Source organism: Citreimonas sp. (assembly GCF_042096055.1).
Classification (GTDB): Bacteria; Pseudomonadota; Alphaproteobacteria; order Rhodobacterales; family Rhodobacteraceae; genus Citreimonas.
Map to the genome: position 1 here is coordinate 1 of NZ_JBELMH010000082.1, position 13,300 is coordinate 13,300.

11 protein-coding genes and 2 pseudogenes are annotated in these 13,300 nt (G+C 65.3%); 8 read left to right on the forward strand and 5 right to left on the reverse strand.

Going from position 1 to position 13,300, the window contains the following annotated elements; all coding sequences use genetic code 11:
• Positions 1-92: 92 nt before the first annotated feature.
• On the reverse strand, positions 93-470 hold the full coding sequence (locus ACFDTC_RS14960) for a transposase (RefSeq protein ID WP_375259687.1): 378 nt from the start codon (positions 468-470) through the stop codon (positions 93-95).
• Positions 471-591: 121 nt separating this feature from the next.
• Positions 592-756: pseudogene (locus ACFDTC_RS14965) on the reverse strand (helix-turn-helix domain-containing protein); the annotation flags it as partial.
• A gap of 143 nt (positions 757-899) precedes the next feature.
• Here ACFDTC_RS14965 and ACFDTC_RS14970 point away from each other — a divergent pair.
• Positions 900-1,343 (forward strand): annotated as a pseudogene (locus ACFDTC_RS14970) (ester cyclase); the annotation flags it as partial.
• Positions 1,344-1,503: 160 nt separating this feature from the next.
• On the opposite strand, the gene rhaI reads toward ACFDTC_RS14970, so the two are convergent.
• Together rhaI and ACFDTC_RS14980 are read right to left on the reverse strand one after the other, a co-directional pair.
• Positions 1,504-2,778 (reverse strand): L-rhamnose catabolism isomerase, encoded by a 1,275-nt coding sequence (gene rhaI / locus ACFDTC_RS14975; protein WP_375259688.1) that lies wholly within the window; start codon positions 2,776-2,778, stop codon positions 1,504-1,506.
• A 48-nt stretch (positions 2,779-2,826) separates the two neighbouring features.
• The gene (locus tag ACFDTC_RS14980; RefSeq protein ID WP_375259697.1) at positions 2,827-4,929 is read right to left on the reverse strand and encodes a bifunctional rhamnulose-1-phosphate aldolase/short-chain dehydrogenase; all 2,103 of its coding nucleotides are present in this window, start codon (positions 4,927-4,929) and stop codon (positions 2,827-2,829) included.
• Positions 4,930-5,120: 191 nt separating this feature from the next.
• Between ACFDTC_RS14980 and ACFDTC_RS14985 the strand changes: the two genes are divergently transcribed.
• From ACFDTC_RS14985 to ACFDTC_RS15015, 7 genes are all read left to right on the forward strand, one after another.
• Complete coding sequence (locus ACFDTC_RS14985; protein WP_375259689.1) at positions 5,121-5,924, forward strand: DeoR/GlpR family DNA-binding transcription regulator; 804 nt, start codon at positions 5,121-5,123, stop codon at positions 5,922-5,924.
• Positions 5,925-5,967: 43 nt separating this feature from the next.
• Positions 5,968-6,963, forward strand: a complete 996-nt coding sequence (gene rhaS, locus ACFDTC_RS14990) for a rhamnose ABC transporter substrate-binding protein (RefSeq protein WP_375259690.1) — start codon at positions 5,968-5,970, stop codon at positions 6,961-6,963.
• Between the two features lie 69 nt (positions 6,964-7,032).
• Positions 7,033-8,577, forward strand: coding sequence for a sugar ABC transporter ATP-binding protein (locus tag ACFDTC_RS14995; RefSeq protein WP_375259691.1), 1,545 nt, complete (start codon positions 7,033-7,035; stop codon positions 8,575-8,577).
• A gap of 76 nt (positions 8,578-8,653) precedes the next feature.
• Positions 8,654-9,637, forward strand: a complete 984-nt coding sequence (locus tag ACFDTC_RS15000) for an ABC transporter permease (RefSeq protein WP_375259692.1) — start codon at positions 8,654-8,656, stop codon at positions 9,635-9,637.
• A complete protein-coding gene (locus tag ACFDTC_RS15005) occupies positions 9,634-10,632 on the forward strand; it encodes an ABC transporter permease (protein WP_375259693.1) in 999 nt (332 codons plus the stop codon). The genes ACFDTC_RS15000 and ACFDTC_RS15005 overlap by 4 nt, the downstream gene beginning before the upstream one ends.
• On the forward strand, positions 10,632-10,946 hold the full coding sequence (gene rhaM, locus ACFDTC_RS15010; protein WP_375259694.1) for an L-rhamnose mutarotase: 315 nt from the start codon (positions 10,632-10,634) through the stop codon (positions 10,944-10,946). Before ACFDTC_RS15005 ends, rhaM begins: the two co-directional genes overlap by 1 nt.
• Positions 10,943-12,325: an FGGY-family carbohydrate kinase gene (locus ACFDTC_RS15015; RefSeq protein WP_375259695.1), complete on the forward strand. Its 1,383-nt coding sequence runs from the start codon at positions 10,943-10,945 to the stop codon at positions 12,323-12,325. The genes rhaM and ACFDTC_RS15015 overlap by 4 nt, the downstream gene beginning before the upstream one ends.
• A 421-nt stretch (positions 12,326-12,746) precedes the next feature.
• On the opposite strand, the gene ACFDTC_RS15020 is transcribed toward ACFDTC_RS15015, so the two are convergent.
• Positions 12,747-13,300 (reverse strand): IS5 family transposase (locus ACFDTC_RS15020; RefSeq protein ID WP_375259696.1); only part of this gene is annotated, 554 nt, incomplete at its 5' end.

Consider the following 13,300-nt stretch of genomic DNA (forward strand, 5'->3'; position numbering starts at 1 on the left):
CGACTGCGCCAGTGCCGCGAGCCCATCATGGCCCTTGCGGAAGTCCACGGGCTGCGTCGCCACCAGAATGCGCATCTTGTGCGACGGCAGCATCACAAGGGCTCTCCAAGTGCTCGGGCGATGTCGGCGATGCGCGCGGCAGGGGTTTCGGCATCGAGATGGATCACAACGTTGCCGAAGCTGATCCGGGCCTCGGACGGCGTGCGGGTGCCCCCGACATCACGAACCGCAGGCTCGGTGTCACATACGACCAGAGGCGCGAAGACCGCCTCGAGCTCATCGCCCTCCAGCACCGGCAGAACCAGATCTCCGTTCTTTGCGACGCGCCGCCACGCAGACAGCTGGTTGGGCTGGACCCCAAACCGCGCGGCGACATCCTTCACCGTGGCCCCAGCGCGCAAGGTCTCGGCAACGGCCTGCGCCTTCACTTCATCTGGCCAGCGCCGATGCCCCGACGCATGAATCTCCACTCCCAGCGATCTGAGAAACGCACTCGTAGCGCACATTGCGAAACGCACTCCTTGCCTCACGACAGGAAACACTTCGCAATGGATCAAGCCTGCCGAAAGGTGGGGCGCAGCCGCCGCTTACGGTGTGGCTCCGATCATGGACACTATCTCGCTTCCGCCACTTCCAGACCGTCTGCTCGGAGATGCCGTAGCGTTCCGCCACCATCCATGCCGGCTCCGAGCTTGCCTGGATTGCTGCCCTGATCTTCGGCGTGGTCGTCGCCTGCTTGTGAAGAGAAATCAGCATGCTCGCCCCCCGTCGCAAACCTCGCGCAGGATCGATCTTGCCTTGAAGAGGGCCGAGCGGCGAGGGTCTATGTGATCATCCGGGACACGGCATATAACAAAGTGGACACGCCGCATTCCGGCGTTTAAGGGCTCCGCGCCTCCGAGGAGAAGAACTTCGCGGCCTATGGCGACTGGAAGATGCCGCGGGTCAACGTGATCGCGGAAGGCGATCAGGTGGCCGCCTACCTCATCTTTGAAGGCATCCATGCCCGCAAACTGGATGGCATCCCTGCGTCAGGCCGCAAAGTTCGGTTCGCGCTCTTCATGAAATTGACGCTGAAGGATGGCCTCATCATCGAAAAGCGCGCATTTCGATCAAGCCAGCATCCGGCGGCAGATGGTCGGTTAACGCATCCACCGGGCAGAGGCTGCGGGATGTCGCGGGCTCTGCTCTCCGACCAGATGCGCTCCGAAGGGGCCCGTCACCTCTGTCTGGTGTCGGGCGCGTGCGTTTCCCGAGCGCAACAGACGCCAGCAATCCGTCGGCCGCCAGCGAAGCCTTTGCCAGCTCATTACGGCGACGACCCGCAACCAGCGATGCACTAACAATCAGATTGGACCACTCGGTTGGGGCAGCTCACACCGTTGCCGGGATCCGCTGCCTGCAACGAGTGGGTAAGGCCGGCAACGGAAGCATGAGAGAGCGCACCCCAATCTTCGGTTTCTTTACGCCATGCCTGCCTGAGGGCAGAAAGTTTCTGCTGCTCTAAACGATTCCGCCACCACCGCCGCCGGACTCCGGGCGCGTTTCGGCGACGGCGGCGCGATAGCCCGACCGGCGGAAGGTCGATACCGGGTCGATCGCGGCGCCCTTGTTCAGCCGCGCCATGCGCAGGATCGGCGTGACGTCGGTGCGGAAGGCGGACTTCAGCGTCTCGGACGCCATCAGCGCGTCGTTGTCGTCCTGGTAGCCCGCGAGACCCGCGCGATCGACCAGCAACGCCTGCGCGTAGGCGCGCTGCACTTCCATCGCGGAGTTCATCAGGCTCTCAATCGGGTCCGTGACGTTGTGGCTCTGGTCGAGCATGTGCGCGGGGTCAAAGCCCGGCGTGCCCTCGGCATCCACCAGCTCGTTGAAGACGAGGAACAGCCGGTAGGGATCGATCGCGCCGGTGTCGAGGTCGTCGTCGCCGTACTTGCTGTCGTTGAAGTGAAAGCCGCCGAGCTTGCCCGCGTGGATCAGCCGCGCGACGATCATCTCGATGTTCACGTTCGGCGCGTGGTGGCCGAGGTCGACGAGGCAGAAGGCCCGTTCACCCAGCGCCTGCGCGATCATGTAGTTGGTGCCCCAGTCCTGCACCACGGTCGAGTAGAAGGCCGGTTCGAACATCTTGTGCTCGGTGAACAACCGCCAACCGTCGGGCAGGCCCGCGTAGACCTGACGGACGCTGTCGAGATACCGGTCGAGCTGCCGGGTGAAGCTGGTCTGCCCGGGGAAGTTCGAGCCGTCGCCGACCCAGATCGTCAGCGCGTTCGAGCCGATCGTCTGCCCCAGTTCGATGCAGTAGAGGTTGTGCTCGACCGCCTGCGCGCGGGTCGCGGCGTCGGTGTGCGAGAGCGAGCCGAACTTGTAGCTGTGCGCCTGATCGGGCTGGTTCTGGAAGGTGTTGGAGTTCATCGCGTCGAACGTCAGGCCCGTCTCCTCGGCCTTGGCGACAAGGTCGGCGGGATCGGCGTCGTCCCACGGGATGTGCAGCGACACGCGCGGCGTGGCGCCGGTCAACTGGTGGATCACGCCGCAATCGTCGAGCTTATCGAAGATCGTCGCGGGCTCGCCCGTTCCGGGGAAGCGTGCGAAGCGGGTGCCGCCGGTGCCGACGCCCCAGGAGGGGATGGCCACGCCGTAGGCCGCGACCTTGTCCTTGATCGCCGCGATGTCGATGCCGCGGCGCGACAGGTGCTCGCCGAGCGCGTCGTAGTCGGTGCGCAACGCGGCTTCCGTCGCCTCGTTGGCCGCGGTGATGGTGCTTTCGTCGATCATGGTCCCTCCCAGCCGGCTGCCGCCCGGCGCCCGGGCGGCAGCCGGTCCTTAGCGCGTGAATGCCTGTACGTTGCCGGCGTCGACGTTCAGGATGTTGCCCGTCGATTTCGAACTGGTGTCCGCGGCGAAGAAGTAGCACGCCTCGGCGATGTCTTCGGGCAGGACCGAGCGCTTGAGCAGCGAGCGTTCGCGGTACATCTCCTCGAGCCCCTCCTTGTCGGTGCCATAGGTCGCTGCGCGCTGGTCGAGCCATTCGCCGGACCAGATCTTCGAGCCGCGCAGCACCGCGTCCGGGTTCACCACGTTCACGCGGATCCCTTCCGGCGCGCCTTCGAGCGCCAGGCATCGGGCCAGGTGGATTTCCGAGGCCTTGGCCGTGCAGTAGGCCGAAGCGCCGGGCGAGGCAGCAAGGCCGTTCTTCGAGGCGACGAAGACGATCGACCCGCCGATCCCCTGCGCCTTGAGGACGCGGAACGCCTCGCGCGCGACCAGGAAATAGCCGGTCGATAGGATCGACATGTTCCTGTTCCACAGCTCGAGCGTCGTGTCCTCGACCTTGGCCGATGAGGCGATGCCGGCGTTGGAGACGACGATGTCGACGCCGCCGAATTCGACGGCCATGTCTGCATAGGCGGCGGCGACTGCGTCTTCCGAGGTGACGTTCATTTCGACGCTGCGCACCATGTCCTTGCCGAAGCGCGCCGTCAGAGCGTCGCGCGTCGCGCCAAGAGCCTCGGCGTCGATGTCGGCCAGCACCACGCAGGCCCCCTCCGACAGGTAGCGCTCGGCCGTGGCGGTGCCGATGCCGCCAGCGCCGCCGGTGACGATGGCGATGCGGCCCGCAAGGCTCTTGGGCTTCGGCATGCGCTGCAGCTTGGCCTCTTCGAGCAGCCAGTACTCGATATCGAAGGCTTCCTGCTCGGGCAGGCCCTGATATTCGCTGACCGCGTCCGACCCGCGCATCACGTTGATGGCGTTGACGTAGAACTCGGCCGAGATCCTCGCCGTCGCCTTGTCCTTGGCGAAGGTGATCATGCCGACGCCGGGAACGAGGTAGACGACCGCGTTGGGGTCGCGCATCGCCGGGCTGTCGGCGTGCTTGCAGCGCTCGTAATAGGCGGCGTAGTCGGCGCGGTAATCCTCGATTATGCCGCGCAGGCGGTCGAGCGTGCCGTCGATGTCCGGGTTCGACGGGCTGAAGTCGACGACGAGCGGTCGGATCTTGGTGCGCAGGAAATGGTCGGGGCACGAGGTCCCGAGCGCGGCGAGGCGCGGCATGTCGCGCGCGCCGACGAAGTCCAGCACCGCGTCCTGATCGTCGAAGTGACCGACCTTGTGGCTGCCGTCCGAGATCATGCCGCGGATCGCGGGCATCAGTGCCGCGGCGACGCGACGGCGCTCGGCCTCGGGCAGGGACGGGTGCGCCTCACCGCCGAAGGCCGGCATGCCTGCTGTCTCCTGCTCGAACCACGCGATGGCGCGATTGATCGTGTCGATCGTCAGCGCGTAGCACTGCTTGGCGTCATCCGCCCAGGTGAAGAGTCCGTGGCTTTCAAGCACGACGCCCTTGGCCTCGGGGTTCTTGCGGCAGAAGTCTTCCAGCCAGAGACCGAGCTCGTAACCGGGCTTCTTCCAGGGCAGCCAGCCGATCTCGTCACCGAAGATCTTCTGCGTCAGCTCCTTCGAGTTCTTCGACGCGGCGATCGCGATGATCGCGTCGGGGTGGACGTGATCGACGTGCTTCTTCGGAACGTAGGCGTGCAGCGGCGTGTCGATCGAGGCGGCGCGCGGGTTCAGGGCGAAGGTGCAGTGGGGCAGGTAGCCCACCATCTCGTCCTCGTGTGCGGGGCCGCGATAGAGCCCCTTCAGCGCCTCGAGCCTGTCCATGTAAAGCGTGGAGAAGCCGGACTTGTCGATCGTGCCGATGTCGCCGCCCGAGCCCTTGACCCACAGCACCTCGACCGCGTCTCCGGTCAGCGGGTCGGTTTCCATCACCTTGGCCGAGGTGTTCCCGCCGCCGTAATTGGTGACGCGCTTGTCCGAGCCAAGCAGGTTGGAACGGTAAAGCAGCTTGTCCGACTCGCTCATCCCTGACGCTTTCGCGTCGTCCCACAGGTATTCGAGCCCCGTCGCGGACGCGGTCTTGAGCATGGCGTATCCTCCCATCGGGCCCGCCTCGGGCCGGTCGTAATTCGCAGGCAGCATCGGCGGCGGTCCGGCCAATGTCAATCATAAACGATCACAAACAATCATTATGCGGGTGCAGAAAGACCTAATTCGATCATTTATGATTGACAATGATCGAATGGCAGCGCCATGCTGCCTCTTCAAGGGAGCCATTCATGCACGAGAACGAGCGTCATCGCGTCATCCTGTCCGCCGTTGAGGCCAAGCCGTTCGTGTCGGTGGCCCAGATGGTCGAGATGACCGAGTCGTCTGAGGCGACCATCCGGCGCGACATCGCCACCCTGCACATGCAGAAGAAGCTGCGGCGCGTGAGGGGCGGGGCCGAGTCGGTCGCGCCGACCGCGGTGACCGGGCTTCTGGGGCGGCCGTTCTCGGTGAACCAGTCCAAGCACGCGGCGCAGAAGCGCGCCATCGGGCGCGCTGCGGTGGTCCTGCTCGAAGACGGCGAGTCGGTGATCATCAACGGCGGCACGACCACGTTCCAGATGGTTCACCCGCTGGCCACACGGCGCTGCCAGGTGTTCACCAACTCTTTCCCGATCGCCGAGCACCTGCTGAAGCAGACCAGGAACACCGTCGTGCTGCCCGGTGGGACGATCTACCGCGAGCAGAACATCATCCTGTCGCCCTTCGACAACGACGTGACCCGGAATTTCTACGCGAAGCGCATGTTCATGGGCTGCCAGGGGATCGCGCCACTGGGGATCATGGAGCCCGATCCGCTGGTGATCCAGTCCGAGCAGAAGCTGATTGGGCAAGCCGAAGAGGTGGTGATCCTTGCCGACAGTTCGAAGTTCGACAAGCGGTCGAGCCTGATCCTGTGCCCGCTCGATCGCGTGCACACGGTCATCACCGATGACCGCGTGAAGGATGCCCACGCCGCGATGCTGGAAAGCGCGGGCGTGAAGCTGATCGTGGCGCGTGTAAGCGCCGCGGAGGAGACGGCCGAGGCGGGATAAACGCACGGCCAAGTTCGCCAGTCATTTCAAGGGAGGAAAGCAAATGACACTGACCAGACGTTTCGCCATCGGACTCGGGCTTGCCGCGTCGCTGATGGGCACCACCGCAATGGCGCAGGACCCGGTGCGCATCGCGCTCGTAGCCAAGTCGCTGGGCAACGGCTTCTTCGAGGCGGCCGCCCGCGGCGCCGAGGAAGCGGCCGAGGAACTCGGCAACACCGAGATCATCTATACCGGCCCGACCTCGACCACGGCCGAGGGCCAGATCGAGGTGATCAACAGCCTGATCGCGCAGCGCGTCGACGCCATCGCGATCTCGGCCAACGATCCCGACGCTGTCGTGCCGGCGCTTGAAAAGGCGATGCAGCGCGGGATCACCGTTATCTCGTGGGATTCGGGCGTGGCACCCGAGGGGCGCGAGATGCACCTCGCCCCGTCCTCGGACGAGTTGATAGGCAAGACGATCATCAAGCTGGCGGCCGATCACCTGCCGGAAGGCGGCGAAGTCGCGGTCCTGTCGGCGACCTCGACCTCGACGAACCAGAACACCTGGATCGCCGAGATGGAGAAGGTCATGGACCAGTATCCGGACATCGAAGTGGTGGCGACGGTCTACGGCGACGATCTGGCCGACAAGTCCTATCGCGAGGCGCAGGGCCTCATGCAGACTTATCCCGACCTCGACGCCATCATTGCGCCGACGTCAGTGGGTATCGTCGCAGCCGCACAGGCGGTGCAGGACGCTGGCAAGGTGGGCCAGGTCAACGTGACCGGACTGGGCCTGCCGTCCGAGATGGCGGGCGCGATCGAAAGCGGCGCGTCGAAGTCCTTCGCCATCTGGAACCCGGTCGACCTGGGCTACACCACGGCGATGATCGCGCACGCGCTGGCCACCGACGAGGCGACGGCAGAGCCGGGCGCCGAGATCGACACCGGCCGCATGGGCAGCGTGACGCTGGACGACGACAACCAGGCCGCCATGTCCGAGCCGTTCACCTACGACGCAAGCAACATCGACGAGTTCAAGAGCATTTTCTGAATCCGTCGCGCGCGGGGCTTTGCGGCCCCGCGCCACCTGCTTCCTTCACCACCGGCCTCCGGGGGATCGATGAACCATTCCAGCGAAAAGGCTCGTGACGTCCCGGTCACGGCCGATCCGGTGCTACGCCTGTCGGGCATCACCAAGACCTTCCCCGGCGTGCGCGCACTGGGCGACGTGGAACTTGCGCTCTACGCCGGGCAGGTAACTGCGCTTGTGGGCGAGAACGGCGCCGGCAAGTCGACGCTCGTGAAGATCCTGACCGGCATCTATCAGCCCGATGAGGGCGTGATCGAGGTCGACGGACAGGCGCGGCGTTTCCCCGTCGCCACCGCCGCGTCCGAAGCCGGCGTGACAGCGATACACCAGGAGACCGTGCTGTTCGACGAGTTGACGGTCGCCGAGAACATCTTTCTGGGGCACGCGCCGCGCGGCCGGTTCGGCCTGATCGACTGGACCGCGATGAACGCTCGCGCGCAGGAGATCCTGACCCGGATCGGCGCGCGGATCAGCCCGGCGACGCCCCTGCGCGAGCTTGGCATCGCGTCCAAGCACCTTGTCGCCATCGCCCGCGCGCTGTCCGTGGAGGCCCGCGTCGTCGTCATGGACGAACCGACCGCCGCGCTATCCTCGGCCGAGATCGAGGAGTTGTACGACCTGGTCGAACGCCTGAAGGGCGAGGGCAAGGCAATCCTTTTCATCTCGCACAAGTTCGACGAGATATTCCGCATCGCCGACCGCTACACCGTCTTCCGCGACGGCGAGATGGTCGACGCGGGCATGATTGCGGACGTGACCGAGAACCAGCTGGTCGAGAAGATGGTCGGCCGCGCGGTCGACACGATCTTCCCGCAGCGGCACAGCAGCCCGGGCGAGCCTGTCCTGACCGTGGCGGGTTATTCCCACCCGACCGAGTTCGCGGATATCGGGTTCAGCCTGCGCCGGGGCGAGATCCTGGGCTTCTATGGCCTCGTCGGCGCCGGACGGTCCGAATTCATGCAGGCACTGTTCGGCGTGACGAAGCCGTCCAAGGGTGCCTGCCGCATCGACGGCAAGATCGCGGTGATCCGCTCTCCGGCCGAGGCGATCCGGAAGGGAATCGTCTACGTCCCCGAGGATCGCGGTGCGCAGGGCGCGGTGACCGCCATGCCGATCTTCCAGAACGTCACGCTGCCCTCGCTCAAGGCGACCTCGCACAAGGGCTTCGTGCGCATGGCCGAGGAATTCGCGCTCGCGCGGAAATACACCGAGCGGCTGGACCTGCGCGCCGCATCGCTCGACCAGAACGTGGGCGACCTTTCGGGCGGCAACCAGCAGAAGGTCGTCATCGCCAAGTGGCTGGCGACTCAGCCCAAGGTCATCATCCTCGACGAGCCAACGAAGGGCATCGACGTGGGTTCGAAGGCCGCGGTGCACGCTTTCATGGCCGAACTGGCCGCCGAGGGGTTATCGGTCATCATGGTCAGCTCGGAGATCCCCGAAATCCTCGGCATGTCGGACCGAGTGATCGTCATGCGCGAGGGGCGGATCGCGGCCGAGTTCGACCGCGAGGGCCTGACGCCGGAGACGCTGGTGCGGGTGGCTGCCGGCTATGGCGGAGAGGCGGCGGCATGAGACGGCTTTCTTCGCACCGTTCGCCTGCGCCTCGTCGCAACGACCGCTCGATCACCCCTTTCACCCGGAGCACCGCATGATCCGCGACTTCATCAAATCGCGCGAGGCGATCCTCGTCGGAGCGCTCATCGCGCTGATCCTGCTGGTCGAATTCCGGTTCTCGGGCTTCGCGAGCCCCGGCAACCTGGCCCGCGTGTTCAACGACACCTCGATCCTGATCATCCTCGCGCTCGGGCAGATGCTGGTGATCCTGACGCGCTGCATCGACCTTTCGTTGGCTTCGAACCTTGCCCTGACGGGCGTGGTCACGGCGATGATCAACGCCGCTATGCCGGGCGTGCCGGTGGTCGCGCTCATCGCTCTGGCCGTGGGACTCGGCACGCTCATGGGCATGTTCAACGGCATCCTCGTGTGGAAGCTCGACATTCCGCCCATCGTCGTCACGCTCGGCACGTTGACGATCTACCGCGGGCTGGTCTTCCTGATCTCGGGCGGCGAATGGGTGAACAGCCACGAGATGGGCGAAGCCTACAAGGCGCTGCCACGCTTCGATTTCTTGGGCCTGCCGGTCCTGGCGTGGATGGCCATCGCCGTCATCGCGGGCTTCGCCGTGCTCGTGAACCGGACGTCGCTCGGGCGCGCGTTCTACGCCGTGGGCGGCAACCCGCATGCAGCGGTCTATACCGGCATCGACGTCGGCCGCACGCGCTTTGCCGCCTTCACCATCGCCGGCGGGTTGGCCGGCCTGTGCGGCTATCTGTGGGTGTCGCGCTACGCGGTCGCCTATGTCGATGTTGCCGGCGGGTTCGAGTTGGATGTAGTGGCGGCCTGCGTGATCGGTGGCATCTCGATCGCCGGCGGCTTGGGAACGGTGACCGGCGCTGTGCTGGGCGCGCTCTTCCTCGGCGCGATCAAGAACGCGCTGCCAGTCGCGGGCATTTCGCCCTTCTGGCAGCTCGCCATTTCGGGCGCCGCGATCATCATTGCCGTGGCCTTCAACGCGCAGTCGAGCCGCAAGCAGGGCCGCATCATCCTGAAATCCGCGGAGCACGCGTCATGAGCCTTGCCGAAGGAACCCGCCCCCGCAATCTTCCGGATCGCCTGACCGGGCGTGGCCAGCGCGTCCTGAGAAGCTGGGAGCTTCTACTATTCGTGATCGCGGTGCTGATCTTTCTCGCCAACACGCAGGCGAGCCCGTATTTTCTCGACCCGTGGAACCTGTCGGACGCGACGTTCAACTTCACCGAGAAGGCGATGATCGCCTTCGCTATGGCGCTGCTCATCATCGCTGGAGAGATCGACCTGTCGGTCGCGGGCATCATCGCGCTGGCCTCGACAGCGATGGGCTGGGCGCTGCAATACGGGATCGGCACGCCGGGCCTCGTCGCCATCGGCCTCGCCGTGGGGCTGCTGTGCGGCGCTCTCAACGGCGCGCTGGTCACGCGGCTTGGTCTGCCGTCCATCGTGGTGACCATCGGCACTATGAGCCTGTTCCGCGGGATCAGCTACATCGTGCTCGGCGACCAAGCTTTCAACGGCTATCCGGAAAGCTTTGCCTGGTTCGGGCGCGGCTACGTCTTCTGGGTGATCTCGTTCGAGCTGACGCTGTTCGCGGTCTTCGCGCTGATCTACGGCGTGGTGCTGCACAAGACGAATTTCGGCCGGCACGTCTACACGATCGGCAACAACCCGGTAGCCGCGCGCTTTTCCGGCATCCGCGTCGAGCGGGTCAAGATGATCCTGTTCCTGCTCACCGGCCTCATGTCCGGCATCGCGGCGATCTGCCTGACCGCGCGGCTCGGCTCGACCCGGCCCTCTATTGCGTATGCCTGGGAGCTCGAGGTCGTCACCATGGTCGTCTTGGGCGGCGTATCGATACTGGGCGGCGCGGGGTCGATCCTGGGCGTGGTTCTCGCCGCGCTGGTGATGGGCATGGTGACCTTCGGGCTGGGGCTGCTGAACGTGCCGGGCATCGTCATGTCGATCTTCATCGGCGCGCTGCTGATCGGGGTCATCGCCCTGCCGCGTCTGGTAACGAAGCTGCGGAGGCAGTGATGGAGAAGATCGCCTTCCGCATGACCCTTCTTCCCGGCATGGAGGCCGAATACCGGCGCCGCCACGACGCGATCTGGCCGGACCTGGTGGTACTTCTGCGCGAGGCCGGGGTGCAGGATTACTCGATCCACCTCGACCCCGAGACGAACGCGCTGTTCGCGGTGCTGTGGCGGAGCGGCGATCACCGCATGGACGACCTGCCAAACCACCCGGTGATGCAGAAATGGTGGGCTCACATGGGCGACGTCATGGAGACGAACCCGGACAATTCGCCCAAGGTGGTGGACCTGCGGACAATGTTCCACCAGCCATGATCGGACCGCGCCACATCGCCGTCATCGACGTAGGCAAGACTAACGCGAAGCTCGCCCTCGTCGACGCCGGCACCCTGCGCGAGATCGCGGTCGAGATACGGCCCAACAAGGTCCTGCCGGGACCGCCTTGGCCACATTTCGACCTCAACGGGCACTGGAGTTTCTTTCTCGACGCGCTGTCCCGTTTTCATGCCGCGCACGGGGTCGACGCCATTTCCGTGACGACCCACGGGGCCTCTGCCGTATTGCTCGACGCGAATGGCGACCTCGCTGCGCCGATGCTGGACTACGAACATGACGGGCCGGACACGGTGCGGGCCGCCTACGATGCGTTGCGGCCCGACTTCGCCGTGACCGGATCGCCGCGGCTGCCGATGGGGCTGAACCTCGGCGCGCAGCTGCACTGGATGCTCGGCGTCGATCCCGGTCTCGACGCGCGGCTCGCGCATGTCATCGCGTATCCGCAATACTGGGGCTTTCGTCTGACCGGAGAGTTCGCGACCGACACGACGTCGCTCGGCTGTCATACCGATCTGTGGGAGCCGTGGACCGGCCGGCCTTCGGCCCTGGTCGAGCGGCTGGGTCTCGCGCAGCGCCTGGCACCGGCCAGGCACGCCGCCGATATCCTCGGCACCCTCACGACCGAGGTGGCGCGGAAGACGGGGCTGTCGCCGCAGACGCCGGTGGCTACGGGCATCCATGACAGCAACGCATCGCTCTATCCGCACATCCTGTCACGCACGCCACCGTTCTCCGTCGTCTCGACCGGAACATGGGTGGTCGCAATGGCGGTCGGCGGGGCGCCGGTCGCGCTCGATCCCGCCCGTGACACACTGGTCAACGTCGACGCGCTGGGAAATCCCGTGCCGTCCGCGCGATTTATGGGCGGACGGGAATACGACACGATCCGCAGCGGCCGGATCGCGGCGCCCGATGCCGGCGATCGCCAAGCCTTGCTGTCGGGCGGACTGCGCCTGTCGCCATCGGTCGTGCCCGGCTCCGGCCCGTTCCAGGGCCGGTCTGGCGGTTGGTCCTGTACGCCCGAAACGGACGGGCAGGCAATGCTGGCCCTGTCCTGGTACCTCGCGTTGATGACTGAAGAGTGCCTAACCCTCGCGGGGGCTGCGGGGCCGGTCGCCGTCGAAGGGCCGTTCGCGCGGAACGCGGGCTATCTCGACATGCTGGCGGCCCTGCGCCCGGACAGCGTGATTGCGATGGGATCGGCGACCGGCACCAGCGCCGGTGCGGCTTTGCTTTTCGCTGGCAGGGGCGAGCAAGCCGGCGGGACGCGTATCACGCCGTCGGACAAAGCGGCGCTGCGCGAATATGCAGTCGAGTGGCAGCAGGCCGCCAGAAGCGAGACAGCATCTTTGGTATAGCCAGCCCCTTAATGCTGTCACGTTAGCTGCTGATGTGCACGCGGTAGACACCGGAATGGGGCGCATGATAACCCTGCTGGACAACTGTAGGAAATCCCTGCGAAGATGGGGGGATTGTAGGTCTTGCGCCGCTTCGCGGACGGCGAAGAAAACATCGTGAGTTATTAACCGCGGATGTGACTGGATCAAATTGGCGGAATGTCCGCTTCCAACGTAGGACCGAAGCGCGCTCGAGACTGTAGCGAACGACTGCACGTAGCCCTATTTGCCGTACTTAAGGAACGTCTGAATTACAGCCTCGGCCTCGCCGAGGATCAGTCACTCGGGCTGTAAAAGCGTCTCGCGCAGCCCAAACGCGACAGATCTCGTCGGCTTCGACGCCCATGACGGCCCAAAATGGAGTCTTCAGACAGACTCCGCCTCATGCCATCAGCTTCCGTCGCACGAGGAACAGGTTGCCGAGGGCGAACAGCGTGAAGAGTTGTGCGTGGTTCTTGGTCAGCCCCCGGTAGCGGGTCTTCAAATAACCGAACTGGCGCTTGAGCACGCGGAATGGATGCTCGACCCGGGCACGGACCATCGCGATGATGCGGTTGATGTCCGCGTCGATGGGGTCGAGTGCGGCGCCCTTGGGCGCCTTTCGCATGACGCCCCAGAACTTGCCGGGACCGGAAAATGCGGCCTCGCGCGCAGCACTGACATAGCCCTTGTCCGCCCACACCGATGTCTCTTTGCTATGCAGGAGCTCATCCCAGATCTGGCTGTTATGTACCTTCGCCGTCGTGGTCTCGAGGCTGTGCACGATGCCGCTATCGGCGTCGACGCCGACGTGCGCTTTCATCCCGAAAAACCAGTCATTCCCCTTCTTCGTCGACGACATCTCCGGGTCGCGCGCCTTGGCTTCGTTCTTGGCCGAGGACGGCGCGTCGATGATTGTCGCATCTACGAGCGTGCCTGAGCGCAGGGTGATGCCCT

Coding starts and splice junctions, on each gene's coding strand:
- rhaI (WP_375259688.1), bottom strand. CDS start 2,778: ATGATCGACGAAAGCACCATCACCGCGGCCAACGAGGCGACGGAAGCC.
- ACFDTC_RS14980 (WP_375259697.1), bottom strand. CDS start 4,929: ATGCTCAAGACCGCGTCCGCGACGGGGCTCGAATACCTGTGGGACGAC.
- ACFDTC_RS14985 (WP_375259689.1), top strand. CDS start 5,121: ATGCACGAGAACGAGCGTCATCGCGTCATCCTGTCCGCCGTTGAGGCC.
- rhaS (WP_375259690.1), top strand. CDS start 5,968: ATGACACTGACCAGACGTTTCGCCATCGGACTCGGGCTTGCCGCGTCG.
- ACFDTC_RS14995 (WP_375259691.1), top strand. CDS start 7,033: ATGAACCATTCCAGCGAAAAGGCTCGTGACGTCCCGGTCACGGCCGAT.
- ACFDTC_RS15000 (WP_375259692.1), top strand. CDS start 8,654: ATGATCCGCGACTTCATCAAATCGCGCGAGGCGATCCTCGTCGGAGCG.
- ACFDTC_RS15005 (WP_375259693.1), top strand. CDS start 9,634: ATGAGCCTTGCCGAAGGAACCCGCCCCCGCAATCTTCCGGATCGCCTG.
- rhaM (WP_375259694.1), top strand. CDS start 10,632: ATGGAGAAGATCGCCTTCCGCATGACCCTTCTTCCCGGCATGGAGGCC.
- ACFDTC_RS15015 (WP_375259695.1), top strand. CDS start 10,943: ATGATCGGACCGCGCCACATCGCCGTCATCGACGTAGGCAAGACTAAC.